Annotated in this window: 21 protein-coding genes; 13 read left to right on the forward strand and 8 right to left on the reverse strand. The window is 62.4% G+C overall.

Annotated features, from left to right (window positions below):
- Window positions 1-3 precede the first annotated feature (3 nt).
- The 6 genes from BUA36_RS26770 to BUA36_RS26795 are packed head-to-tail and all read right to left on the reverse strand — an operon-like array spanning window position 4 to window position 7,371.
- Entirely contained in the window at window positions 4-1,416 is a 1,413-nt protein-coding gene (locus tag BUA36_RS26770) for a sensor histidine kinase (RefSeq protein WP_084560364.1), read from the reverse strand.
- A complete protein-coding gene (locus BUA36_RS26775; protein ID WP_072789413.1) occupies window positions 1,416-2,765 on the reverse strand; it encodes a sigma-54-dependent transcriptional regulator in 1,350 nt (449 codons plus the stop codon). The genes BUA36_RS26770 and BUA36_RS26775 overlap by 1 nt, the downstream gene beginning before the upstream one ends.
- A 41-nt stretch (window positions 2,766-2,806) precedes the next feature.
- Window positions 2,807-4,042 (reverse strand): ABC transporter permease, encoded by a 1,236-nt coding sequence (locus BUA36_RS26780; RefSeq protein ID WP_072789417.1) that lies wholly within the window; start codon window positions 4,040-4,042, stop codon window positions 2,807-2,809.
- Window positions 4,043-4,054: 12 nt separating this feature from the next.
- Window positions 4,055-5,371, reverse strand: coding sequence for an ABC transporter permease (locus BUA36_RS26785; RefSeq protein WP_072789420.1), 1,317 nt, complete (start codon window positions 5,369-5,371; stop codon window positions 4,055-4,057).
- Window positions 5,372-5,381: 10 nt separating this feature from the next.
- Complete coding sequence (locus BUA36_RS26790) at window positions 5,382-6,080, reverse strand: ABC transporter ATP-binding protein (protein WP_072789424.1); 699 nt, start codon at window positions 6,078-6,080, stop codon at window positions 5,382-5,384.
- Between the two features lie 22 nt (window positions 6,081-6,102).
- Window positions 6,103-7,371, reverse strand: a complete 1,269-nt coding sequence (locus BUA36_RS26795) for an efflux RND transporter periplasmic adaptor subunit (protein ID WP_072789427.1) — start codon at window positions 7,369-7,371, stop codon at window positions 6,103-6,105.
- A 195-nt stretch (window positions 7,372-7,566) separates the two neighbouring features.
- Here BUA36_RS26795 and BUA36_RS26800 point away from each other — a divergent pair, with 195 nt between their 5' ends.
- Entirely contained in the window at window positions 7,567-9,054 is a 1,488-nt protein-coding gene (locus BUA36_RS26800; RefSeq protein WP_084560369.1) for a MutS-related protein, read from the forward strand.
- Here the strand turns inward: BUA36_RS26800 and BUA36_RS26805 are convergent.
- On the reverse strand, window positions 9,019-9,903 hold the full coding sequence (locus tag BUA36_RS26805; protein ID WP_208861934.1) for a LysR family transcriptional regulator: 885 nt from the start codon (window positions 9,901-9,903) through the stop codon (window positions 9,019-9,021). The two genes, BUA36_RS26800 and BUA36_RS26805, sit on opposite strands and share 36 nt — an antisense overlap.
- A gap of 100 nt (window positions 9,904-10,003) precedes the next feature.
- On the opposite strand from BUA36_RS26805, the gene BUA36_RS26810 reads away from it, so the two are divergent.
- The 8 genes from BUA36_RS26810 (at window position 10,004) to BUA36_RS26840 (ending at window position 16,289) form a co-directional block, all read left to right on the forward strand.
- Complete coding sequence (locus BUA36_RS26810) at window positions 10,004-11,014, forward strand: aldo/keto reductase (protein ID WP_072789436.1); 1,011 nt, start codon at window positions 10,004-10,006, stop codon at window positions 11,012-11,014.
- A gap of 77 nt (window positions 11,015-11,091) precedes the next feature.
- Window positions 11,092-11,619, forward strand: a complete 528-nt coding sequence (locus tag BUA36_RS26815) for a GbsR/MarR family transcriptional regulator (protein ID WP_072789439.1) — start codon at window positions 11,092-11,094, stop codon at window positions 11,617-11,619.
- Window positions 11,620-11,671: 52 nt separating this feature from the next.
- Entirely contained in the window at window positions 11,672-12,937 is a 1,266-nt protein-coding gene (locus BUA36_RS26820) for an SDR family oxidoreductase (RefSeq protein ID WP_072789442.1), read from the forward strand.
- Window positions 12,937-13,401: a DUF2269 family protein gene (locus BUA36_RS26825; protein WP_202413688.1), complete on the forward strand. Its 465-nt coding sequence runs from the start codon at window positions 12,937-12,939 to the stop codon at window positions 13,399-13,401. Before BUA36_RS26820 ends, BUA36_RS26825 begins: the two co-directional genes overlap by 1 nt.
- Before the next feature lie 11 nt (window positions 13,402-13,412).
- Window positions 13,413-13,793 (forward strand): thiol-disulfide oxidoreductase DCC family protein, encoded by a 381-nt coding sequence (locus tag BUA36_RS31350; protein WP_229255821.1) that lies wholly within the window; start codon window positions 13,413-13,415, stop codon window positions 13,791-13,793.
- Entirely contained in the window at window positions 13,790-14,236 is a 447-nt protein-coding gene (locus tag BUA36_RS31355) for a cell division protein (RefSeq protein ID WP_229255822.1), read from the forward strand. The genes BUA36_RS31350 and BUA36_RS31355 overlap by 4 nt, the downstream gene beginning before the upstream one ends.
- On the forward strand, window positions 14,236-14,856 hold the full coding sequence (locus BUA36_RS26835; protein ID WP_072789448.1) for a DUF4166 domain-containing protein: 621 nt from the start codon (window positions 14,236-14,238) through the stop codon (window positions 14,854-14,856). The genes BUA36_RS31355 and BUA36_RS26835 overlap by 1 nt, the downstream gene beginning before the upstream one ends.
- A complete protein-coding gene (locus tag BUA36_RS26840) occupies window positions 14,853-16,289 on the forward strand; it encodes a TIGR01777 family oxidoreductase (protein WP_072789450.1) in 1,437 nt (478 codons plus the stop codon). The genes BUA36_RS26835 and BUA36_RS26840 overlap by 4 nt, the downstream gene beginning before the upstream one ends.
- A gap of 18 nt (window positions 16,290-16,307) precedes the next feature.
- On the opposite strand, the gene BUA36_RS26845 is transcribed toward BUA36_RS26840, so the two are convergent.
- A complete protein-coding gene (locus tag BUA36_RS26845) occupies window positions 16,308-18,257 on the reverse strand; it encodes a phosphoethanolamine transferase (RefSeq protein WP_072789453.1) in 1,950 nt (649 codons plus the stop codon).
- 296 nt (window positions 18,258-18,553) lie between these two features.
- Between BUA36_RS26845 and rpsL the strand changes: the two genes are divergently transcribed.
- From rpsL to BUA36_RS26865, 4 genes are all read left to right on the forward strand, one after another.
- Entirely contained in the window at window positions 18,554-18,934 is a 381-nt protein-coding gene (rpsL, locus tag BUA36_RS26850; protein WP_072789456.1) for a 30S ribosomal protein S12, read from the forward strand.
- 106 nt (window positions 18,935-19,040) lie between these two features.
- Window positions 19,041-19,511, forward strand: coding sequence for a 30S ribosomal protein S7 (gene rpsG, locus BUA36_RS26855; RefSeq protein WP_072789459.1), 471 nt, complete (start codon window positions 19,041-19,043; stop codon window positions 19,509-19,511).
- 114 nt (window positions 19,512-19,625) lie between these two features.
- Entirely contained in the window at window positions 19,626-21,731 is a 2,106-nt protein-coding gene (gene fusA, locus BUA36_RS26860) for an elongation factor G (protein ID WP_072789462.1), read from the forward strand.
- Between the two features lie 72 nt (window positions 21,732-21,803).
- A partial coding sequence (locus BUA36_RS26865; protein WP_072788221.1) for a GTP-binding protein occupies window positions 21,804-21,991 on the forward strand: 188 nt, incomplete at its 3' end.

Raw genomic sequence — 21,991 nt, forward strand, 5'->3', positions numbered from 1 at the left:
AGTTTAACAGGCCAGCGGCAAAATCATGGTCACGGTCAGGCCGCCGCCTTCGCGGTTGGTGAGGGTGATGCGGCCGCCGTGGGCTTCGGCGATCTCGCGCGCGAGGGCCAGTCCCAGGCCGGTGCCGCTGCGCTTGGTGGAGTAGAACGGCACCAGGGCGTTGGTCAGCACGGCGTCGCTCATGCCGGGGCCGCGATCCAGCACGTCGATGCGTACGCCTTCGTGCAGGCGGCGGACTTCCAGGCTGACGTCTTCGGCGGGCGAACCGGATTCGTGGGCGTTCTTGAGCAGGTTGAGGAGCGCCTGTTCCAGCTGGGCGGGATCGAAGGCGCACGCCTCGGACGGCGTTTCGCCCAACTGGGCAAAGACCACCTGATCGCGCAGCTGATCGATAAACGGCTGCCACTGCTGCAGTTCCGGCCGGGGCGCCGGCAGTTTGGCAAAGCGCGCATAGCCAAGGATGAAGCTCTCCAGATGGCGCGTGCGTTCCTCGATGGTGGCCAGGATTTGCGGCAGGCGTTCGGTCTGACCGCGCCGCACCAGCTCCGCGCCGGAATGGGCCAGCGAAGTTAACGGCGCCAGTGAATTATTCAGCTCGTGGCTGATGACGCGGATGACCTTCTTCCACGTCTGCACTTCCTGGCGGCGCAGTTCCATCGTCAGCTGGCGCAGCAACAGCAGCTCGTGTTTGCGGCCGTTCAGGTTGAAGGTACGGCGGGCCAGGTGGTAGACCTCTTCTTCGTCAATGTCGGCGCCCGCTTCCTTGGTGGTGAACAGGCCATCGCCACCGCGCGCCAAGGCATCCAGCAATGCCGGCGATGCATGGCTGAGGACTTCGGCCAGCTTGTGGCCCTCCAGCTTGCGGCCTTCGTTGAGCAACTGGCGTGCGGCGACGTTGGCGTAGACGATAGGGCCGTTTTCGCTGACCAGCAGCATGGCGACCGGCGTGTTCTGCACCATGGTGTCGAGCAGCAGCTCACGCTGGACCAAATCAAGCCGCTGCTGGCGCAGCACGTCGCCCAGCGCATTGTGCGCGGCCACCAGGTCGCTGAGCTCATCGTTCTGCGGCCAGTGAAGGCTGAAGGAAAAATCACCATCCTTGTAGCTGATGACGGTGCCCGTCAGCGCGCGGAACAGCGACAGCATGCGCTGCAGCTCGGCGCGGATGGTGATGATGGAGATGGGCAGGACGCACAGCAGGCAGACCGCCATCACCAGGCCTGGATTTTTGGGAAAGAAGTGGTTCACCGCCAGCGCGATCAGGATGCCGACGGTGAGCAGGGTGCCGATCAGCGCTGTCCAGCGCGTGAGCAGCGAGAGCCGCAAGCCGCGATGGCGGTGGGCTTCGTCGCTGGCGCGTTGCCGCGCGATGCGTTGGCTGGCCGGCTCGCGGCCGTCGTCCTGCGGCGCGCTCATTATGGACGAACGATGCCCAGCCGCTCCATGCGGCGATACAGCGCCTGGCGTGACAGGCCAAGTTCCGCCGCTGCCTGCGCCACCACGCCGCCTGCGCGGCTCAGCGCCAGGCTGATGGCGTCGCGGTCTGGCTCACGGCTGCCATCATCGCTGCTGCTGCCGTTGCCAGGCATGGCGGCGGGCAGGCCCAGATCGGCGACTTTGATCGCATCGCCCGTTGCCAGCAGGCCTGCACGCATCATCACGTTTTTGAGTTCGCGCACATTGCCGGGCCATGGATGCGCCAGCAGCGCTGCCTGCGCATCCGGGTGCAATTGTTTTTCGGGGCCGAGGAAGTGCATGGCCAGCGGCAGGATGTCCATGGGCCTCGCTGCCAATGGCGGCAGGCGCAGTTCGATCACGTTCAGGCGGTAGAACAGGTCTTCGCGGAAGGTGCCGGCCTTGATCATGGCCGGCAGGTCGGCATTGGTGGCGCTGACCACGCGCACCTTGACCTGGCGCTCGCGGTTGGAACCGAGGCGTTCGAAACGGCCCGTCTCCAGCACCCGCAGCAGCTTCATTTGGCCGGCCAGCGGCAGGTTGCCGATTTCGTCGAGGAACAGCGTGCCGCCATCGGCCGCTTCAAACTTGCCTTCGCGTGCCTTGGAGGCGCCGGTGTAGGCGCCCGCATCGGCGCCAAACAATTCCGCTTCAATCAGTTCGGACGGAATCGCGCCGCAGTTCAGCACCACGAAGGGACCGTTGCGTACCGAGGAATTGGCCTGGATGATTTCCGCAATGCGTTCCTTGCCGGTGCCATTCGGGCCGGAGATCAGTACCGGCACGTCGGCGCGCGCCACCTGGCAGGCCAGATGGATCACGCGTTCCGTGGCCGGGTCCTGGAACACCATGCCGCGCAGGTCGTGGCCGCGTTCCAGCTCGCGGCGCTGGCGCATCTCCACCTGCACGCGTTGCTGCAAGGCGCGCTTGGCCTGTCCCAGCTCGATCAGGTTGTTGACGGTGGCGATCAGCTTGTGATCGTCCCACGGCTTGGCGAGATAGTCGGCGGCGCCGGCCTTGATCAGGTCCACGGCCGCATTCAGATGGGTCCAGGCGGTGAGCAATATCACCGGCAGGTCCGGATAGCGGTCGCGGATGGCGCCGAACAGGGCCGTGCCTTCCTCGCCCGACGTGGTGTCGGCCGTGAAGTTCATGTCCTGGATGACCAGGTCCACAGCATGCTGCTCCAGCATGGCCAGTCCGGCTTCGGGCGAAGCGGCGCACAGCGCCTCGATGTCGTGCAGTGAAAACAGCACTTCGAGGGCCACGCTCACGGCGGCGTTGTCGTCGATAATCAGTACGGTAGGCATGCCGCAAGCATAACATTGTCGCGGCATGCCGGGGACTGTCATCATGCACTGCGGGTGGCGGTGGCCGGCGAGATGCTGGCGGCACGCCACGCCGGACCGTAGACGGCGAGCACGCCCAGCGCCCAGAAGATGACGGCGCCGCTCAGCAGATAACCGGCCGGCAGGCGTGGCATCTCCAGCTGGCTGACCAGCAGCTGGTTCAGGCCCAGTGCGATCATCACGCCGGCCGCGACGCCGGTGCTGGTGATCATGAAGTTCTCGGTCAGGAAGTAGCGCAGGATATCGACCCGGCGCGCACCCAGTGCACGGCGTACGCCGATCTGCTTGCGGCGCTGCGTGACCCACAGGCTGGCCATGCCGACGATGCCGCTGGCGGTGATCAGCAACAGCAGCACGCTGACCGTTACCAGCATCCATGCCAGTGCCTTGTCGGCGCGATAGCGGTCGGTGCGGAACTCGTCAAAGGTCTTGGTGCGGACCACCACTGCCGATGGCGAGGCAGCGCGTACGGCGGCTTCAGCTTCCTTCATCACGCGGTCACGCTGGCCTGGTTCGGCGCGCAGCGTGTAGCCATAGCCTTCGTTGCCGGTCAGGCGGGCCGGGACGATGGCGGAGTACTCACCGGCGTCGCCGATCTGTGCACCTGGCGTCTGCAGTCTCTCGACCACGCCGATCACTTGCGCGGAGCGGGCTTTTTCGCCCGTGCCGAAGTACACCGTCTTGCCAACGTAGCTGCTCTGGCCTGGCCACATTTTCTCGGCCAGCGGACGCGCCAGCAGCACGACCTTGGGAAAATCGTCGCTGGTGTTCTGGTCAATTTCCGGAACTTCGTTTGGATAGAAGTCGCGGCCTTCGACCAGCCGCAGCCCCCAGGGTTTAATCAGCGAGTCGGCGACGGTGTAAAGACTGGCCTGCGCAGTACTGCGGGCCTGTTTGCGGTCGATGGCCAGACCCGTGTAATTACCGGAGCGCGACAGCGGCATCTGGCTGGTCAGCGCTACCGCCGTCACACCAGAGACGGAGCGCATGGCGGCCGTATCGGTGCGCTGGGACGCCAGCTGTTCTTCGTGGCCGCCTTGTTTCAAATGGCGGACGTACAGCGCAAACACGTCTGCTTCACTTTCGACGCCGCTGGCGCGGGCCGATACGGCCTGGCGTACCTGCACGATGTGCAGGGCATTGGCCAGGATGCCGAGACTGAGGGCGACCTGCACAGCCACCAGCACCGGGCCGGTTTTATTGCGCAGCAGCGCGGACAGGATAGGGCGGATTTCCATAATGGCGCTCGCTTATTGAGATTTGAGTTGGATTGCCGGCGTCACCTGGCAGGCACGCCAGGTTGGCAGCAGGCCAGCCAGTACCGCCGACATCACGGCCATGGCGAAGGTGGTGATCAGCATGACCCAGTCCATATGCGCCACCAGCGTCAGCGCCTTGGACTGCATGGCGATCAGGGCCAGCGCGCCGAAGGCCAGCAGCAGGCCCAGTACGCCGCCGACCAAGCCTACCACGGTGGTCTCGATCAGGAACTGGGTGAAGATTTCACGGCGCGAGGCGCCCAGCGCGCGGCGGATGCCGACTTCCGGTGCGCGCACCGAAAACTTCGCCAGCAGCAGTCCGATGGTGTTCACCAGGCACAGGACCAGGAAACCGAAGGCCAGCCAGGCCGACAGCTTGTTGTCGTTGCCGACCACCTTCATGTAGTCCAGCCATTCGCGCACGTCATACAGCATATTCGGCGCGGCGCGTTTCAGGCGGCCCAGCTTGCGCTGTTCAATCGCATAGCTGTCCAGGAAGCTTTGCAGTTCGGCGCGGTCCGAGGCGCTGCGGGTTTCGATCCACGACTGGATCCAGGTGCATTCGGAATCGAGGAAGGCCTGGTAGCCTGGAGCCACGTCTTCGTAGCAGCTGGTGCTGCCGTTGCGCTGCATCTCGTGACGGATGGCGCTGGTGAAGGGGATGAACATTTCATCTTCTTCGGAAAAAGCGCCGTCGTTGCTGCCGATGACGCGATGGAAGCGCGGCACCACGGTCCAGGTATCGAGCACGCCGACGATCTGGTACTGGAAGCCGCCAGCCAGCATGCGTTTGCCGACCGGATCGGCGTCGCCATACAGTTTCTCCGCCAGTTGACGGCTCAACACGATGACGTCGGCGCCGCTCTTGTCGTCGGCGGGACTCCAGCCCTGGCCATGCAGGAAGGGCGAGTCGAACATATTGAAGAAATCACCGGTGGTGGCCAGGCCGCGCGCGGTGAAGGCGCCGATGTCCTTGCGGTCAGGTTCAATCGGCAGGCCGACGCCAAAGATGGCGGTGCGGCGTTCGCCGACTTTGCTGTTGAGCAGATTGACGGCGTCGCGGTAGCTCATCTGGCGGTCATTTGGTTCGTCGCCGGGCTTGTAGTTCTCTGGCTGGCCGTTGTCCACCAGCGGCACGAACAGGCGTGAACTCTTGTTGGGAATCGGATCGCCGGACATCACGTGCAAGATGGTCAGGGTGGCGATGCTGGCTGCCACGCCGATGGCCAGTGTCAGCACCATGAGTGCGGTCAGCGCCGGGTTGCGGCGCAGGCTGCGCACACCCAGCAGGAAATAGTATTGGAACATGCTGCGCTCCTTAGGCGACGTTGGACAGCGACGGCGATTTGCGCACCAGGTCGGACACCTGGCCATCGATGATATGGACGTTGCGCTGCGTGCGCACGGCCAGTTCAGGATCGTGGGTCACCATCAGGATGGTGGTGCCGGCGGCGTTGATTTCTTCCAGCAGCTCCATCACGCCGCGCGCCATTTGCGTATCCAGGTTGCCGGTCGGTTCGTCGGCCAGCAGCAGCTTGGGCGAGCCGGCCAGTGCGCGGGCGATTGCCACGCGCTGCTGCTGGCCGCCGGACAGTTCAGCCGGATAGTGCTTCATGCGCGATGCCAGGCCGACCTTGGACAGTGCATCTTCAATACGCTCCTTGCGTTCTGCCGCATTGAAGCCGCGGTAGCGCAGCGGCACGTCGACGTTATCGAACAACGACAGGTCGGGAATCAGGTTGAAGCCCTGGAAGATGAAGCCCAGCTTTTCATTGCGCAGGCGTGAACGGGCGTTGTCGTCCATGCCTTTGACGTTGATGCCGTCCAGGATGTATTCGCCGTCGGTGAATTCTTCCAGCAGGCCGGCGATGTTGAGAAAGCTGGTTTTGCCTGAACCGGAAGGACCGGTGACGGTGACGAATTCGCCTTGTTTGACATCGATCTCGAAACCGCGCAGCGCGTGGGTTTCGATCATGTGAGTACGATAGACTTTGCTCAGGTTTTTCATGCGCAGCATGGAGGGCCTCTTGGGTAAAGTGTTATTGGTTGATCGAGACGCGTTCGGCGTTCTCAAAGGTTTCGGTACCGGCTATGACAATCTTGTCGCCTTGTTTCAGTCCGCCGAGAATTTCCACGGCGGAGACGCTGGTGGCGCCCAGCTTGATCGGCGTGCGGATGGCGATGCCGTCGCGGACCACGTAGGCATAACGGCCGCCTTCGGATTCCACGAACGGGCCACGCGACACCATCAGCGTGTTGGGTTTTTCGTCGATCAGCAGGCGCGAGGTCACGCGCTGGTTCTGGCGCAGGCCCGCCGGCTGTTCGCCATTGAAGCGCACGCGCGCCAGCACCTGGTTCTTTACCACTTCCGGCGACAGCGCGGACAGCTTGCCAGTAGTGGTGCCGGTGCCGTAGTTGACTTCCGCATTCATGCCCAGGCCGATGTCGGAGACGTAGGTTTCCGGCACTTCCAGTTCCACCTCAAGGCGTGACAGGTCGACCAGCGTCATGAGCGGCGTGTTGGCGGGCACCACGCTGCGGTTGGTCACGGACAGCGTACCGATGAAGCCATCGACCGGCGCGCGCACCGTCAGTTCATCGACGCGGCGCTGGGCGTTGGACAGGGTGCTGCGCTGCTGGTCCAGCTGCTTGATCTTGGATTCCAGCTCCAGTGCGACGTTATCGTTTTCCAGCGTGGCCGCTTCCTTGGCGTGGTGGGCGCGGATAACGGCGGAGTTCACGGCATCCTTGGCCTTCTGGTATTCGATCTTGGCGACCGCGCCTTCATTGGCCACTGCGTCATAGCGCTCCAGCGTGCGCTGGGCGGAGACGCGTTCGATTTCGGCGGTGTCGGAGTCGCGCTCGGCCAGCAGTTTCTGTTTGCGCGCCAGGATGCGCTGACGGGCCACATCAGCTTCAATCTGCGCATAGGCGGCTTGCTCTTTCTTGAGCGCGTCGGTCAGGTCCGGCGATTCCAGTACGGCCAGCACATCGCCTTTTTTGACGGTGTCGCCCGCGTGGACTTTCAGTTCGACCGTGGCCAGCGAAGGTGCGTACAGGGTGGGGCTGACGGCGGCGACGATGCGGCCATTGACGGCGGCGTCGCGGATCAGCGTGCCGCGACCCACTTCAGCGATGCGCAGGCGTGTAGCGTTGACGGAATGGTCGCTGCTGCGCCAGGTGCGCAGGACCGACCAGCCGCCGGCCAGTACGGCCACGGCGATGGCGGCGATGATGAGGCGGCGTTTGGTGGCCTGGCCCTTGGGCGCGGCCATGACGGCGTCTTGGTTGGAGGTGTCGCGTATCATAGTTTGCTCGTTTGTGAGTAGACGAGCAACGTTTATGCGAAAAGCGTGCCAGATTGTAAGTGTTTGATTTTATTGTTGTTCCTGCGCCGATGTCCGCTGTCCGCAACGTCCGCGTTGTCCGCGTCCGTCCGCCTGGACTTGAAAATCTGGCAAGTGTACGCATCTGCCGGGCTGTCGCCATTGTTCGAGTTCTTCATGACCGATTACCCGTTTGTGCCCAGTGATGTTGCCCTCTACCGCCGCATGGTGTCCGACACCAGTACCGGCGACATGCTGGACCAGCAGACCTGGGATGACTTGCTGCTGGCCGACTACAGCGCCGAGCTGGCGCGCGAGACCAGTATCTTCGGCCAGCAGGAATTGCACCGGCGGCTGTACGCGGACGACGACGTGTCCGCGTCGTCCGCACGCGTGCGTGCGTTGCTGGCGGACGATGCCGCGCGCAAGAAGCTGCAAACCGCCACGCAGGATTTGCGCCGTGCGGACCGCGAGATCAGCGAGACCTTGTTTGGCGAGCCGCTGCCCGCCGCGCCGTGCTGGGTGCCGCTGCTGGCGTGGCTGCCGGTGGCGTTCCTCATGTCCGCCGTCGCTGCGCTGGCAACCGGCTGGCCGCTGTTATGGGTGGTCGCGCTGGTTCTTTGGCTGTCGCTGTGCGCGATTCAGGTGCGCTATCACGAAGCCGTGCAGGAGTGGGCATGCGTGCTCAATACCGTGCAGCAGATGCTGCGCGCGCAATCGCTGCTGGCATGGGAGGACGCCGGCCAGGCGGGCAAGCTGAATCGCCGCTTGAGCCGCTCGCTCCTGGCGAGCATGCCGGGCTTCAGCGACTATGCGGACTGGCTATTCCTCAAGAATGTTCGCCACTATTTCCATAGCCGCGATACAGTCCGCGACAACCTTGGTTTCCTGCGTAGCAGCTTTGAACGCATTGCGACGCTGGACGCAGATCTCGCGCTGGCCCGCCATCTGTCGCGAACGCCGCGCTATTGCTGGGCGGAGCAGGGCGATGAGGTGATGCTGAGCCAGGTGGTGCATCCGCTGCTGGCGGGGGCAGCGCCGCTGACCGTGGGCATGGCGCAGCAGGGCCTTTTCATCTCGGGCCAGAACGGCATCGGCAAAAGCACGTTGCTGCGCGCAGTGGGCCTTAACCTGATCACGGCGCGCGCCTTTGGTTTCTGCTATGCGTCGCGTGCGGTCACGCCGCTGCTGCCGGTGTATGCCAGCATGCAGAACGAAGATGCGCTGGGCAGCGGCGAAAGCTTCTACATGGCCGAACTGCGGCGCGGCAAGGAGCTGCTGGAGCAGGCCGCGCGCAGGCCAGCCATCTTCATCATCGATGAGATTTTCCGTGGCACGAATTATCTGGAATCGGTATCGGCTGCAGCGGCGGTGCTGCATACGCTGGCGCAGCAGGGACGGGTGCTGGTGGCATCGCACCATGTGGTGCTGGCGTCTCTGCTGTCCGATTGCCTGCGGCCGTGGCGCCTGAGCCGCGAAGGCGAGCACTGGCAACTGACGCCCGGTGTACTGCTGGATACCAACGGCCTGACCTTGCTGACCGAACGCGGTTTCGATCCCGCCATCACCACCAAGGCGGTTGGCTTTGCCCGAAGGGTGGGGGCTACGCTCGGCGGGCCAGCATCAATATCAGCAGGCGCGGATGAAGTCGACCAGCGCGCGTAATGCCGCTGGCAGCTGGCGCCTGCCCGAGTAGTAGAGAAAGAAGCGGCTTGGCGCTGCGCTCCAGTCATCGAGGATGGACACCAGCCGGCCGGCGGCCAGGTCATCGCTGACCATCGCCTCGTAGACGTAGGCGATGCCCGCGCCGTCCTTTGCGGCTTGCACCATCAGCGCATCATCGTCAAAGACCAGCGGGCCGGTGACCTCGATTTCCAGCGGTTTACCGTCGGCCTGAAACTCCCAGGCATAGCGGTTACCGCTGGGGAAACGGCGGACGATGCAGGCGTGGCGCAGCAGTTCGCGCGGCGCCTGCGGCACGCCGCGACTGGCCAGATAGCCCGGCGCCGCCGTACAGACGAAACGCTGCGGCGGTCCAATCGGCACCGCCACCATGTCGCCGGCCAGGCTCTCGCCAAAACGGATGCCGGCGTCGAAACCATCGCCCACGATATCGGCCAGGCTGTCGTCGGTCACCACTTCGATCTGGACACGCGGATAGGCTGCCACAAAACCGGCCAGCATCGGCCCCAGTAGCAGCTGGGCCGCAGGACGTGGCACGTTGAGGCGCAGGGTGCCAGCCGGCTCGCTTTGCAGAGCGGTGACGTCGGCCAGCGCATCGGCGACTTCGCGCAGGGCAGGCGCGAGGCGCACAAGCAGGCGCTGGCCAGCTTCGGTCGGCGTCACGCTGCGCGTGGTGCGGTGGAGCAGGCGTACGCCCAGCCGTTCTTCCAGCCCGCGCAGCGCGTGGCTCAAGGCCGAGGCGGACACGCCGCGCTCGTCAGCGGCCTTGCGGAAGCTGCGGTGCCGCGCCACTGCGGCGAAGGCGTCCAGTTCGTGCAGGTCTGGCGTCATATTGATGAATCATGTTCAGTAGTGCATGAAGTATAACCGGGCTTATCACACCGTATCTGCCGGACGATACTGGCGCTTTCATTCAATCAAGGATGCAGCCATGAAGCAGCAACGTCTCGGCAATGCCGATTTCACGATTTCGCCTATCGGACTGGGTACCTGGGCCATCGCTGGTCCGGGCTGGGAGTTCGGCTGGGGCGCGCAGGATGATGCCGAGAGCCTGGCCGCGCTGGAGTATGCCGTCGAGCGCGGCGTGAACTGGATCGACACGGCGGCCGTGTATGGCCTTGGCCATGCCGAGGAAATCGTCGGCCAGCTGCTGCGCCGCGTGCCGGCGTCGCGCCGTCCGCTGGTGTTCACCAAGGGCAGCCTGGTGTGGGATCGCGCAACCGGACAAATCTCGCACTCGCTGTCGCCGGACTCGCTGATGCGCGAGATAGAAGACAGCCTGCGCCGCCTGCAGGTGGATACCATCGATCTTTATCAGCTGCACTGGCCGTCGTTCCCGCCGGGCGGCCCGGATGATGGCATTGAGGCCGCACTGTCGGTGCTGGCCAGGGCGCGCGAGCAGGGAAAACTACGGGCGATAGGCGTGTCCAACTTCGATGTGTCCCAGCTCAGGCGCGCCCAGGCCGTGACCGCGATTGCTGCGCTCCAGCCGCCTTATTCGGCGCTGATGCGTGCGGTGGAGGCGGACATCCTGCCGTTCTGCGAGCAGGCCGGGATTGGCGTCATCGCTTACTCCACGCTGCAATCGGGGCTGCTGACGGGCGCCATGACGCGCGAGCGTATCGCCAGTCTGCCGGCCGATGACTGGCGCAAGACCCGGAGTCCGGATTTTCAGGAACCACGGCTGACGCGCAATCTCGCACTGGTCGAAGCCTTCCGCCGCATCGGCGAGCGGCACGGGCTGACACCAGCTGCCGTGGCAATTGCGTGGGTGCTGCGGCAGTCCGCCGTGACCGGCGCCATCGTCGGTGTGCGGCGTCCCGCACAGGTGGATGGGCTGGTCGGTGCGGCGGAGTTCCGGCTCAGCGCGGAAGAAGAGGCCGAGGTTATGCCGCTGCTGCCCGAAGGGATGGGGACCAACGTGCCGGAAGCTGCATCCTGAGCTGACCGCTTGCAAGGCCGTTGACTTTGCCAAAAAAGCGGCCTATGATTTCTCTAGCGACAGAAATTAGAGAAATCATGAATCTTACGCCGACCATTCAGAAATACATCCTCCACTGGGGCGAGATGGGTGCGCGCTGGGGCGTCAACCGCACGGTGGCGCAGATTCATGCGCTGCTGTTCCTGGCCAATCAGCCCATGCACGCGGAAGAAATCACCGAGACGCTGACAGTGGCGCGCTCGAATGTCAGCAACAGCCTCAAGGAACTGCAAAGCTGGGGCCTGGTGCGGATCACGCACGTGGCGGGCGACCGTCGCGATCACTTTGTGGCCTTGCAGGATGTGTGGGAGATCTTCCGCGTGATCGTCGAGGAGCGCAAACGCCGCGAGATCGATCCGACGCTGACCGTGCTGCGCGCCTGCGCGGTGGAGGCGGAGAGCGACGCAGAGCTGGAGCAGGCCACCAAGGTCAAGATGGACCAGGTGCTGGCGTTTCTGGAAATGCTGACCACCACCTATGACGATTACAAACATCTGCCACCGGCCACCATGCAACGCTTCCTGAAAATGGGCGGCAAGGTGGCACGCCTGCTGGGCAGCGATTAAAAAAATTTGGCCAATAATTTCTGTTTTTACAGAAATAACAGATGGATATGGCATGAAAGTCCTGATACTCGGCGCCACTGGATTGATCGGCAGTCACGCGCTGCAAGCCTTGCGCCTGGCCGGTTGCACAGCGGTGGGCCTGAGCCGCCGCCGTCCTGCTGACGAGAGTCCAGCGGCATGGCGCGAAGCGGATGCTGGATGCATGGTTGCGGAACAGGACTGGCTGCCGCTGTTGGCGGGCTTTGATGCGGTGGTCAACTGCGTCGGCATCCTGCGTGAGACGCGCGACGATGATTTCGACCGTCTGCACCGCGCCGCACCGGTAGCCATGTTTGCCGCCTGCGAGCGGCTCGGTGTGCGGCGTGTGGTGCAGCTGTCCGCGCTGGGCAGCCATCCTGACGCCGCCACCGGCTACTGGCGCAGCAAGGGTATGGCGGACGCTGATCTGCTGGCGCGGGATCTGGACGCAACTGTCATCCGGCCTTCGCTGGTCTATGGCGAGCATGGCGCCAGCAGCATTGCGCTGCGCATGCTGGCCACACTGCCGATCCTGACGATGCCGATGGCGCACCGTGCGCGGGTACAGCCCATTCACGTTGACGATCTGGCCGAGGTCATCGTCAGGCTGGTGATGGCGGAACGTGCCATACCGGGCGTGTTGGCCGTGGTTGGTCCGCGCGCGACCAGCCTGGCTGGCTATCTCGCAGATCTGCGGCGCGGCATGCAGGCTGCGCCCGCGCTGGTACTGGCGTTGCCGATGCCCCTGGCCCGCGTGGTGGCCCACATTACAGCGCGCATGCCGTCCGGCGTGCTGACGCCTGAATCGCTGCTGATGCTGGAGCAAAGCGCTGACGGCAGCAATACCGCCGACGCTCATCCCACTGGCGCGCTGCTGGGCCGCCCGCTGCGCGATCCCGCGCGCTTCGCCCGGCCATCGCAACGTGCGGCTGCTGTGTGGGGTTGGGCCGGAACGGCGCTCACGCTTGCCATGGCTGCACTGTGGCTGTGCACCGCTTTCGTCTCCTGGTTTGTCTGGCCACATGCGGAAAGCCGTGCATGGCTGGCGGCTTGCGGCGTGCCGCCGGACGCGCAGGAAGCGCTGCTGTTGGCGGCCAGTGTGACCGATGCCGCAATCGGCACGCTGTTGCTGCTGCGTCCGCGCCGTTGGCTGTGGGCTGCGCAACTGGCGCTGGTGGGCGGCTACACCGCAGTCATGAGCTACTGCCTGCCGCAATTCTGGCTGCATCCATTTGGCCCGCTGAGCAAGAACCTGCCGTTGCTGGCGTTGATACTCTTGATGTGGAGAGGAAGTAAATGATGGACTATCTGGCGATCAAGTGGCTGCACATCCTGTCCGCCACCCTGATGTTCGGTACCGGCTTCGGCACGGCCTTTTATATGTTCTTCACCAACCGCACCCGCAATGTGCCAGCGATTGCCGTGGTCACGCGGCTGGTTGCCCGTGCCGACTGGTGGTTCACCACACCATCCATCATCATCCAGCCGCTGTCTGGATTGTGGATGATTCATCTGGCCGGCTTCCCACTGAGCTCCGGCTGGATCGTATGGTCGGTGGCGCTGTATCTGCTGGCTGGCGCGTGCTGGCTGCCGGTTGTCTGGCTGCAGCTGCGCATGCGCGACATGGCATCGGCAGCGGTGCGGACTAACGAACCGCTGCCGGCACGCTACTGGCATTACGAGAAAATCTGGACCGCGCTGGGCGTCCCCGCTTTCGGCGCGCTGATCGTGGTGTATTGGCTGATGGTGCACAAACCAGTTTAAGGGAGAAAAGCATGTCCGCATTAACGCTGTACTACGACGGCAATTGCCGCATTTGCAGGGCGCAGATGGCACGTCTGCGTCAGCAGGATAAAACCGGCGGCCTTGATTTTTGCGATATCGCCGCAGCGGATTTCTCGCCATCGGCATTGGGCGTCAGCATGGCGGCGCTGAACACGGAGATCCATGCGCGGACTACAGATGGCCGCCTCCTGACCGGCATCGACTGCCTGGTGGCGGCGTACATTGCGATCGGGCGTGGCTGGCAGGTGGCGCCATTGCGGTTGCCAGTCTTGCGGCCGGTGTTTGTGGCGATGTATCGCGCCCTGGCGCGCAACCGCTATCGCCTCTCGGCCTGTGCCGATGGTGCGTGCACGACGGCGAGGCGGCCATGAAAAGGATGCTGCTGGTGCGCTGGATGTATATTGCCGTCGCGGCGCACCTTGTGGTTGGCGTGCTGCTGCCGTTGTGTGCGGGGATGCCACTGACGGATGGGTACCGTCGCAGCATTGAGGACTTCTTCTTTGGCGGCGAGGCGTCGCAGGCAGGGCGGGCGCTGCATATGTGGTGGCTTGCGCTGTTTGGCCCGACAGTGCAGGCGGCCGCCATCTGGATGGCCGGCCTGGTGGTGATCGGCGATCAGCAAAAGAACGCCTACGCCTGGCTGATGCTGGCACTGGGCCTCATCGTATGGGCGCCGCAGGACATGCTGATCTCGGCGCGGGCGCACTGCTGGACCAACGTCTGGCTCGATCTGGCAGCCCTCACGCTTATGCTGCCGCCATTGCTATGGCTATGCAAAACAGATCTGGCAAACAAAAATAGAAAGGCAACATGATGATGATTCCCTCGGAAGGCGAATTGTTCAAGAAGATCCTGGGGCCGGCGTGGCGCCAGCTGCATCCTGATATCCAGGCGCGCTTTGATAAAAACCCTTTGCCGGGCAAGCCGCTGTATTACACCGGCAGCCTCTCGGAACTCAGGTGCTCACGCTTCGGCAAATTACTGGGTTATCTGAGCATGCCGTTCATCAAAGGCGCACTGATGCCGTATAACGATGCGGACTTCCCGGTCGATATACAGGTGTACTCCCGGCAGAATTGCCCGTCGATTTTCAAGCGGCGCATCTACCGCCTCCATGCACGCAAGCCGGTCATGTTCACGTCCTTCATGTCCGAAAGCGCGAAAGGAGAGGTGCTGGAGTACGTGGGCATGGGACTGGGCATGAAGCTGGTGCTCGAGGTCCGCGACGGCAATCTGCATTTTGAAAGCGATGGCTATTTCTGGGAGCTGTTCGGCGTGCGCGTGCCGCTACCGGACGTGCTCACGCCGGGCAAGACCTTCCTCTGCCACCGCAACAACAGCAGCAACCAGTTCGATATCCGCATCGAGATCCGCCATCTGCTGTTTGGGACCACCTTCACGCAGGCGGGCGTGTTCCGGGAGGTGACGCCATGAATACCCATCTGCTGGCATTGCAGTTGATGGCGGCGCAGGGCTGCCTGGGCGCGTTTGATACGCTCTACCACCATGAATTCACCGAAGCCTTGCCGGGCCGGCCGACAGCAGGGCGTGAGCTGGCCATCCATGCGGTGCGCGCACTCATTTATAGCGCCCTGTTTATCGGCCTGTCGTCCTGGGCGTTCCATGGCTGGTGGGCGCTGGTGCTGCTGGTGGTGTTCAGTGCCGAAATCCTGCTGACGCTGTGGGACTTTGTGGTGGAAGACCGTACGCGCCTGCTGCCGGCGACAGAACGTGTCACGCATACGGTGCTGGCGATGAATGGCGGCGCGTTCATTGCGTTGCTGGCGATCGGCACGCCGGCGCAGTTGGCCATGCCGACCGCGCTGGTCTGGCAGCCGCATGGCGGCTTGAGCGCGTTCCTGGCGCTGTGCGGCGTTGGCGTTGGTCTGTCCGGCCTGCGCGATGCGTGGGCAGCGCGGGCGATTGGCCGCATGGCTACCGCGCCTGTCGTGAAATTCGATGACATTGAACGCAGCTTCCTGCTGACTGGTGCGACCGGCTTTATCGGCCAGCGCCTGGTGCGGGCGCTGCTGCGCGACGGCCACCGCGTCACCGTGCTGACCAGGCAGGCGCGCCAGGCTGCGTGGATGTTTGATGGCCGCGTTGAATGCGTCACCAGCATGGAGCAGCTACCCGCCTCGCGCCGTTTTGATGCCGTGATTAATCTGGCGGGCGCGCGCATCCTGGGCTGGCGCTGGACGGCGGCGCGCCGTGCGGTGCTGCGGCAAAGCCGGATCGGCCTGACCCGCAAGGTGGTCAGCTGGATTGCCACGGCTGAACACAAGCCGGCCATGCTGCTGTCGGCATCGGCGATAGGATATTACGGCACGCAGCCGCGCGGTGACGATACCGTGCTGACCGAGCAGAATGGTCCGCAGCCGATGTTCATGTCGGACCTGTGCCGAGAGTGGGAGGAGGCCGCGTGCGGCGCCGAGGCCCATGGCGTTGCCGTCGCCCGCATGCGCTTCGGCCTGGTGCTGGGGACGCAGGGTGCGCTGCCCATGATGCTGTTGCCCATCAAGCTGGGCATGGGCGGCCCGCTGGGTGGCGGCACCCAGTGGCTGTCTTGGATACATGTGGATGATCTGATTGCGGGCGTGGCGCATCTGTGGCGCACGCGGGCGGCGGGCGCCTGCAACTTCACCGCCCCGGAGAGTCTGACGCAAGCGGCGTTCAGCAAGGTGGCGGCATCGGTGCTGCACCGTCCATGCGGTCTGCCGACGCCTGGCTGGCCGATGCGCCTGGCGCTGGGGGAGCAGGCCGATTTGCTGCTGGAAGGACAACGCGTCGCGCCTGCAAGGCTGCTCGATAGCGGCTTTGTGTTCCGCCATCCGCAATTGAGGGACGCCTTGCAGAACCTGGGCTAGTGGCGATAACGGAATGGTTTACTTTTCCTGTTTCAGCGGTTTGCCCTTGTCCATCACCTCGCGGCAGTCGCCCTTGAAGGCGGCGTTGTCGTAGTTGGACCAGCCGTAGCTGTCGACATAGCGCTTGTGCTGCTTGAACTGCCTGCTCAGGAAGCTCCACTCCAGCTTCTCGTCGTCGTACTGGATGTTGCCGAGGTCGAGCAGCGTGTGGAAGATGTTCTCAGTGGCCAGCCGCGCCTTGCGGTGGCGTAGCAGCTGCCTCACCTTTTCCGGATAGTGCGCCTTGTACTCGTCCGAATACCAGACCACGGCCGGTACGTGGAATTCAAACTGCGTGTTGTGGCCGTGGAAGGCCAGGTTGCAGGTGCCGTCATACAGCGTCTGGCCGTGGTCGGCCACATAGACCATGGAGCCCAGCTGCTGCGTATCCTTGAGCTGCTGGATGACCTGCGACAGGAACCAGTCGGTGTACAGGATCGAGTTGTCGTAGCTGTTATTGAGCTGCGGCTTGATCTTCAGGTCGGTGTACACCGGCTTGTCGATGCCGAACAGCGAGGGCTGCCACTTGTCGAACTCTTTGGGATAGCGCTGGCTGTAGTTCCAGTGGTTGCCCAGCGTGTGCAGCACGATCAGCTTCTTCGGCGAGGGATCGGCAATCGCGTGCTGCAGCGGCTCCAGCAGGATCTGGTCGAAGTTGGAGTTGTTGGTGAAGCCGCCCAGGTTCATGAACTGGATCACATTGGCTTCCTTGGCAAACACCGACACCGGCGTGTCGAACTGGCCGAACGAGATCTGGTTGGACAGCCAGAAGGTCTTGAAGCCGGCTTCCTTGTACGCGGTCAGGAAGGATTTCTCGTAGAAGCCATCTTTGAGGCTTTGCATGGCCGGCTTGCGCGAAATGATGACCGGCACTGATAGCCGCGTGGCCGATACCGACGTAATTACATCGGGCAGCGACACCAGGTTGGCTTCCTGCCGCAGCAGCGGCGTGGTGTCGCGCGCGTAGCCGTTGATGCCCCAGCGGTCGTAGCGCGACGATTCGCCGATCACCATGATGACGATTTCCGGCGTGTCGTTCTGCACCGGCTGGTGCGCCTTGAAGGTAAAGCTGCTGCTGCGCTGGCCCAGGTCGGCCAGGTATTCGCGCTCGCGGTAGAAATCGACGCCGCGCGCGGTCAGGCCGAACGGCCACGAGGCAGCAAAGTCGCTGAAGGCCAGCGGCGAGCGCAGGCGCCATGGCAGCGCTGGCCACTGCCAGCCCGTGCGGCCGGCGCCGGCGAGGGCCGCATGATCGGGGTCTTTGTCTTCCACCGCATCTTCTTCCTGGGCTTCCTCGTCGCTGGCCGAGTCCGCCGAACTCATGCCGACAAAGCGCAGCGCGGAACTCAGCGCCGAGCCGATCGCGGAGCCGGCCGCCGGGCTGGTGTTGGCATTGGCGTTGGTGTGCGCCGCCGCCGGCGCCGGTTTGCCGCGCACGCCAAATTCCCAGCCGTAGGCCCACACGGTGGCCAGCACGGCCAATACAGCCAGCGCCATCCAGCGGGGTTTGCCGCGCCAGGCCAGCATGGGACTGCGGCGGGCGGCCAGTTGCACCGCGATCCACCAGGCCACCACGCCGATCAGTACGGCGCCCATGAGCCACACTTTGCGGCCCAGGAATTCCATCGCCTCCTTGGGGCTGGTTTCGGCAATGATGCCCAGGTGGTGGGTGGAAATGCCCTGGCCGTAATAAATAAACAGGTAGATCTCGGTCGGCAGCGCCAGGAAGGCCGGGATCAGCAGCCAGTGGAACCAGGCCGGGCGGCTCAGCACGCCCCAGACGGCCAGCCAGGCCAGCGCCTCGACCAGCAGGATGTGGCTCAGTTCGGGCACTTGCTTGCCGAGCAACAGCGGCACGCAGGGGACCAGCGACAGCAGCAGGTAGCTGGCAAGCACAAACAAGGGGGCAGGGCGCAACAGGGATCGCATTCGGGCGGCTAGGGCTATGGTATTGTTTGCTATTATCAAGTGTTTCTTGACCTTTCAGCTAGTGTCGGCTTCCCCTCTGGAAGCCGCATTCCGCCGCGAAATTGATTGACTGAGCCTGGGTTCACGTCTATACTCGCGAGTTCTCAATTTATTCTGCACATCGTATACGTTGAATCTGGCTGCTCCATGAGAGTGGCTGTTTGCGCCTCCGACGGCCCAATAAATCGAGAGAAGGTTTTTTGTCCCCGGCATTCTGACCGGGTTGTTAATGTTGTTATTTAGTTGGGTTTAGAACGATGCCAACCATCAATCAACTGATTCGCCAACCACGTACCAAACTGGTCGTGAAGAGCAAATCGCCGGCGCTGGAAAACAGCCCGCAAAAACGTGGCGTGTGCACCCGTGTGTATACCACCACTCCTAAGAAGCCTAACTCGGCACTGCGTAAAGTTGCCAAAGTGCGTCTGACCAACGGTTTCGAAGTTATTTCGTACATCGGCGGTGAAGGCCACAACCTGCAGGAACACAGCGTTGTTCTGCTGCGCGGCGGTCGTGTAAAAGACTTGCCAGGTGTGCGTTACCACATGGTTCGCGGTGCACTGGATACCCAGGGCGTGAAAGACCGTAAGCAAGCTCGCTCGAAATACGGTGCCAAGCGCGCCAAAGCGAAGAAGTAATCTACATTAATTGAGTTGAGCCGGTCGCGAGACCGAGTAAGTGGTTGGCTATGATGGCCGCCGCGAGTGACCGCAAGGCACTCAACTGAAGATAAAAGGAAATGACATGCCACGTCGTCGTGAAGTACCCAAGCGCGAGATCCTGCCGGATCCAAAATTCGGCAACACTGATGTCGCCAAATTCGTAAACGTTCTGATGCTGTCCGGTAAAAAATCGGTTGCAGAAAACATCATCTACGGTGCCTTCGAGCACATCACCCAAAAATCCGGTAAAGATCCGCTGGAAGTGTTCGCCACCGCGCTGAACAACGCCAAGCCACTGGTTGAAGTGAAATCCCGCCGCGTTGGTGGTGCCAACTACCAGGTGCCGGTTGAAGTCCGCCCAGTGCGTCGTATGGCCCTGTCCATGCGCTGGCTGCGTGAAGCTGCGAACAAGCGCAGCGAAAAATCCATGCCACAGCGTCTGGCAGGCGAGCTGATGGAAGCCGCTGAAGGCCGTGGCGGTGCAATGAAGAAGCGTGACGAAGTTCACCGCATGGCTGAAGCGAACAAGGCGTTCTCGCACTTCCGCTTCTAATAAAATCGGCCAGATCCTGCGTGGTCTGGCTGTGATACGTTGTTCGAGGCCGGGCTCATTTTTTTCCCAAAAAATGGCGCTCGGTTTTGTCCATTAAACGATTTAGGATTAATTATGGCCCGCAAGACCCCCATCGAGCGCTACCGCAACATCGGTATCTCCGCTCACATCGATGCAGGTAAGACCACCACCACCGAACGCGTTCTGTTCTACACGGGCGTGAACCACAAGATCGGTGAAGTTCACGATGGCGCCGCCACCATGGACTGGATGGAGCAGGAGCAGGAACGCGGTATTACCATTACCTCGGCTGCGACCACCTGCTTCTGGAAAGGCATGGCGAACAACTTCCCAGAACACCACATCAACATCATCGACACCCCAGGCCACGTTGACTTCACCATTGAAGTGGAACGTTCGATGCGCGTGCTGGATGGTGCTTGCATGGTTTACTGCGCAGTGGGCGGTGTACAGCCACAGTCGGAAACCGTATGGCGTCAGGCTAACAAGTACAAAGTGCCACGTCTGGCCTTCGTCAACAAGATGGACCGTACCGGTGCGAACTTCTTCAAAGTGTACGAGCAGATGCGCGCACGCCTGAAGGCTAACCCAGTCCTGATCCAGATCCCGATCGGCGCCGAAGACAACTTCAAAGGCGTGATCGATCTGGTCAAGATGAAAGCGATCCTGTGGGACGACGCTTCGCAAGGCATGAAGTTCGACTACGTCGATATTCCTGCTGAGCTGGCTGATTCGGCTGCCGAGTGGCGCGAGAAGATGGTTGAAGCCGCTGCTGAAGCGAACGAAGACCTGATGAACAAGTACCTGGAAGAAGGCGACCTGACCGAAGCCGAGATCAAAAAAGCGCTGCGTGACCGTACCATCGCTTCCGAGATCGTTCCTATGCTGTGCGGTACCGCCTTCAAAAACAAGGGCGTACAGGCCATGCTGGACGCAGTCATCGAGTACCTGCCATCGCCTATCGACATCGCTGACGTTAAAGGCACCGATGAAGACGACGAGCCAGCTACCCGTAAAGCCGCAGACGACGAGAAATTCTCGGCGCTGGCCTTCAAGATCATGACCGACCCGTTCGTTGGCCAGCTGGCCTTCTTCCGCGTGTACTCGGGCGTGATCAACGCTGGCGATACCGTGTACAACTCGGTCAAAGGCCGTAAAGAGCGTCTGGGCCGTATTCTGCAGATGCACGCCAACCAGCGTGAAGAGATCAAAGAAGTGCGCGCGGGCGACATCGCTGCAGCAGTGGGTCTGAAAGACGTGACCACCGGCGAAACCCTGTGCGATCCAGCGTCGATCATCACCCTGGAAAAAATGGTCTTCCCAGAGCCAGTGATTCAACAGGCTGTGGAACCAAAAACCAAGGCTGACCAGGAAAAAATGGGTCTGGCACTGAACCGTCTGGCACAGGAAGATCCGTCGTTCCGCGTGAAGACCGACGAAGAATCGGGCCAGACCATCATCGGTGGTATGGGCGAGCTGCACCTGGAAATTATCGTTGACCGTATGAAGCGCGAATTCGGCGTGGAAGCCACCGTGGGCAAACCACAGGTTGCTTACCGCGAAACCGTCCGCAAATCGGTCAGCGATGTCGAAGGCAAGTTCGTCAAGCAGTCGGGCGGCCGTGGTCAGTATGGTCACGCGGTGGTGACCCTGGAACCACAGGAACAAGGTAAAGGCTTCGAGTTCGTCGACGCAATCAAGGGCGGTGTGATTCCACGTGAATTCATCCCTGCGGTTGAAAAAGGCGTGCGCGAAACCCTGAACACCGGTGTTCTGGCAGGCTATCCAGTGGTCGACGTCAAAGTTACCCTGACCTTCGGTTCGTACCACGATGTTGACTCGAACGAAAATGCATTCCGCATGGCCGGTTCGATGGCATTCAAAGAAGCGTGCCGTCGCGCCAATCCAGTCATTCTGGAGCCGATGATGGCAGTGGAAGTGGAAACGCCGGAAGACTACGCCGGTACCGTGATGGGCGACCTGTCGTCCCGCCGCGGTATGGTGCAGGGCATGGACGAAATCCCAGGCGGCGGCGGCAAGATCATCAAAGCCGAAGTACCGCTGTCGGAAATGTTTGGTTACTCGACCACCCTGCGTTCCGCAACGCAAGGCCGTGCAACCTACACCATGGAGTTCAAGCACTACTCCGAGGCGCCTAAGCACGTTATCGACGCGATCGTTACCGCGAAAGCTAAGTAATTCTGTAATTTTTGCGGCCGGGTAGATCATCCGGCCGCACATTTAAAAACTTTGTTCTGAGGAAGAATCAAAATGGCAAAAGAAAAGTTCGAGCGGACTAAACCGCACGTCAACGTAGGCACCATCGGTCACGTCGACCACGGCAAAACCACCCTGACCGCAGCAATCGCAACCGTTCTGTCGAAAAAATTCGGCGGCGAAGCGAAAGCCTACGACCAGATCGATGCTGCTCCAGAAGAAAAAGCACGTGGTATCACCAT

Source organism: Duganella sacchari (genome assembly GCF_900143065.1).
Lineage (GTDB): Bacteria > Pseudomonadota > Gammaproteobacteria > Burkholderiales > Burkholderiaceae_D > Rugamonas > Rugamonas sacchari.

Excerpts from the sequence above, each read along its gene's own strand:
- BUA36_RS26795 (WP_072789427.1), bottom strand. The coding sequence starts at position 7,371 with ATGATACGCGACACCTCCAACCAAGACGCCGTCATGGCCGCGCCCAAG.
- BUA36_RS26835 (WP_072789448.1), top strand. The coding sequence starts at position 14,236 with ATGATGATTCCCTCGGAAGGCGAATTGTTCAAGAAGATCCTGGGGCCG.
- BUA36_RS26815 (WP_072789439.1), top strand. The coding sequence starts at position 11,092 with ATGAATCTTACGCCGACCATTCAGAAATACATCCTCCACTGGGGCGAG.
- BUA36_RS26770 (WP_084560364.1), bottom strand. The coding sequence starts at position 1,416 with ATGAGCGCGCCGCAGGACGACGGCCGCGAGCCGGCCAGCCAACGCATC.
- BUA36_RS26805 (WP_208861934.1), bottom strand. The coding sequence starts at position 9,903 with ATGACGCCAGACCTGCACGAACTGGACGCCTTCGCCGCAGTGGCGCGG.
- BUA36_RS26775 (WP_072789413.1), bottom strand. The coding sequence starts at position 2,765 with ATGCCTACCGTACTGATTATCGACGACAACGCCGCCGTGAGCGTGGCC.
- rpsG (WP_072789459.1), top strand. The coding sequence starts at position 19,041 with ATGCCACGTCGTCGTGAAGTACCCAAGCGCGAGATCCTGCCGGATCCA.
- BUA36_RS31350 (WP_229255821.1), top strand. The coding sequence starts at position 13,413 with ATGTCCGCATTAACGCTGTACTACGACGGCAATTGCCGCATTTGCAGG.
- BUA36_RS26845 (WP_072789453.1), bottom strand. The coding sequence starts at position 18,257 with ATGCGATCCCTGTTGCGCCCTGCCCCCTTGTTTGTGCTTGCCAGCTAC.
- BUA36_RS26790 (WP_072789424.1), bottom strand. The coding sequence starts at position 6,080 with ATGCTGCGCATGAAAAACCTGAGCAAAGTCTATCGTACTCACATGATC.
- fusA (WP_072789462.1), top strand. The coding sequence starts at position 19,626 with ATGGCCCGCAAGACCCCCATCGAGCGCTACCGCAACATCGGTATCTCC.
- BUA36_RS26840 (WP_072789450.1), top strand. The coding sequence starts at position 14,853 with ATGAATACCCATCTGCTGGCATTGCAGTTGATGGCGGCGCAGGGCTGC.
- rpsL (WP_072789456.1), top strand. The coding sequence starts at position 18,554 with ATGCCAACCATCAATCAACTGATTCGCCAACCACGTACCAAACTGGTC.
- BUA36_RS26825 (WP_202413688.1), top strand. The coding sequence starts at position 12,937 with ATGGACTATCTGGCGATCAAGTGGCTGCACATCCTGTCCGCCACCCTG.
- BUA36_RS26810 (WP_072789436.1), top strand. The coding sequence starts at position 10,004 with ATGAAGCAGCAACGTCTCGGCAATGCCGATTTCACGATTTCGCCTATC.
- BUA36_RS26785 (WP_072789420.1), bottom strand. The coding sequence starts at position 5,371 with ATGTTCCAATACTATTTCCTGCTGGGTGTGCGCAGCCTGCGCCGCAAC.
- BUA36_RS26800 (WP_084560369.1), top strand. The coding sequence starts at position 7,567 with ATGACCGATTACCCGTTTGTGCCCAGTGATGTTGCCCTCTACCGCCGC.
- BUA36_RS26780 (WP_072789417.1), bottom strand. The coding sequence starts at position 4,042 with ATGGAAATCCGCCCTATCCTGTCCGCGCTGCTGCGCAATAAAACCGGC.
- BUA36_RS31355 (WP_229255822.1), top strand. The coding sequence starts at position 13,790 with ATGAAAAGGATGCTGCTGGTGCGCTGGATGTATATTGCCGTCGCGGCG.
- BUA36_RS26820 (WP_072789442.1), top strand. The coding sequence starts at position 11,672 with ATGAAAGTCCTGATACTCGGCGCCACTGGATTGATCGGCAGTCACGCG.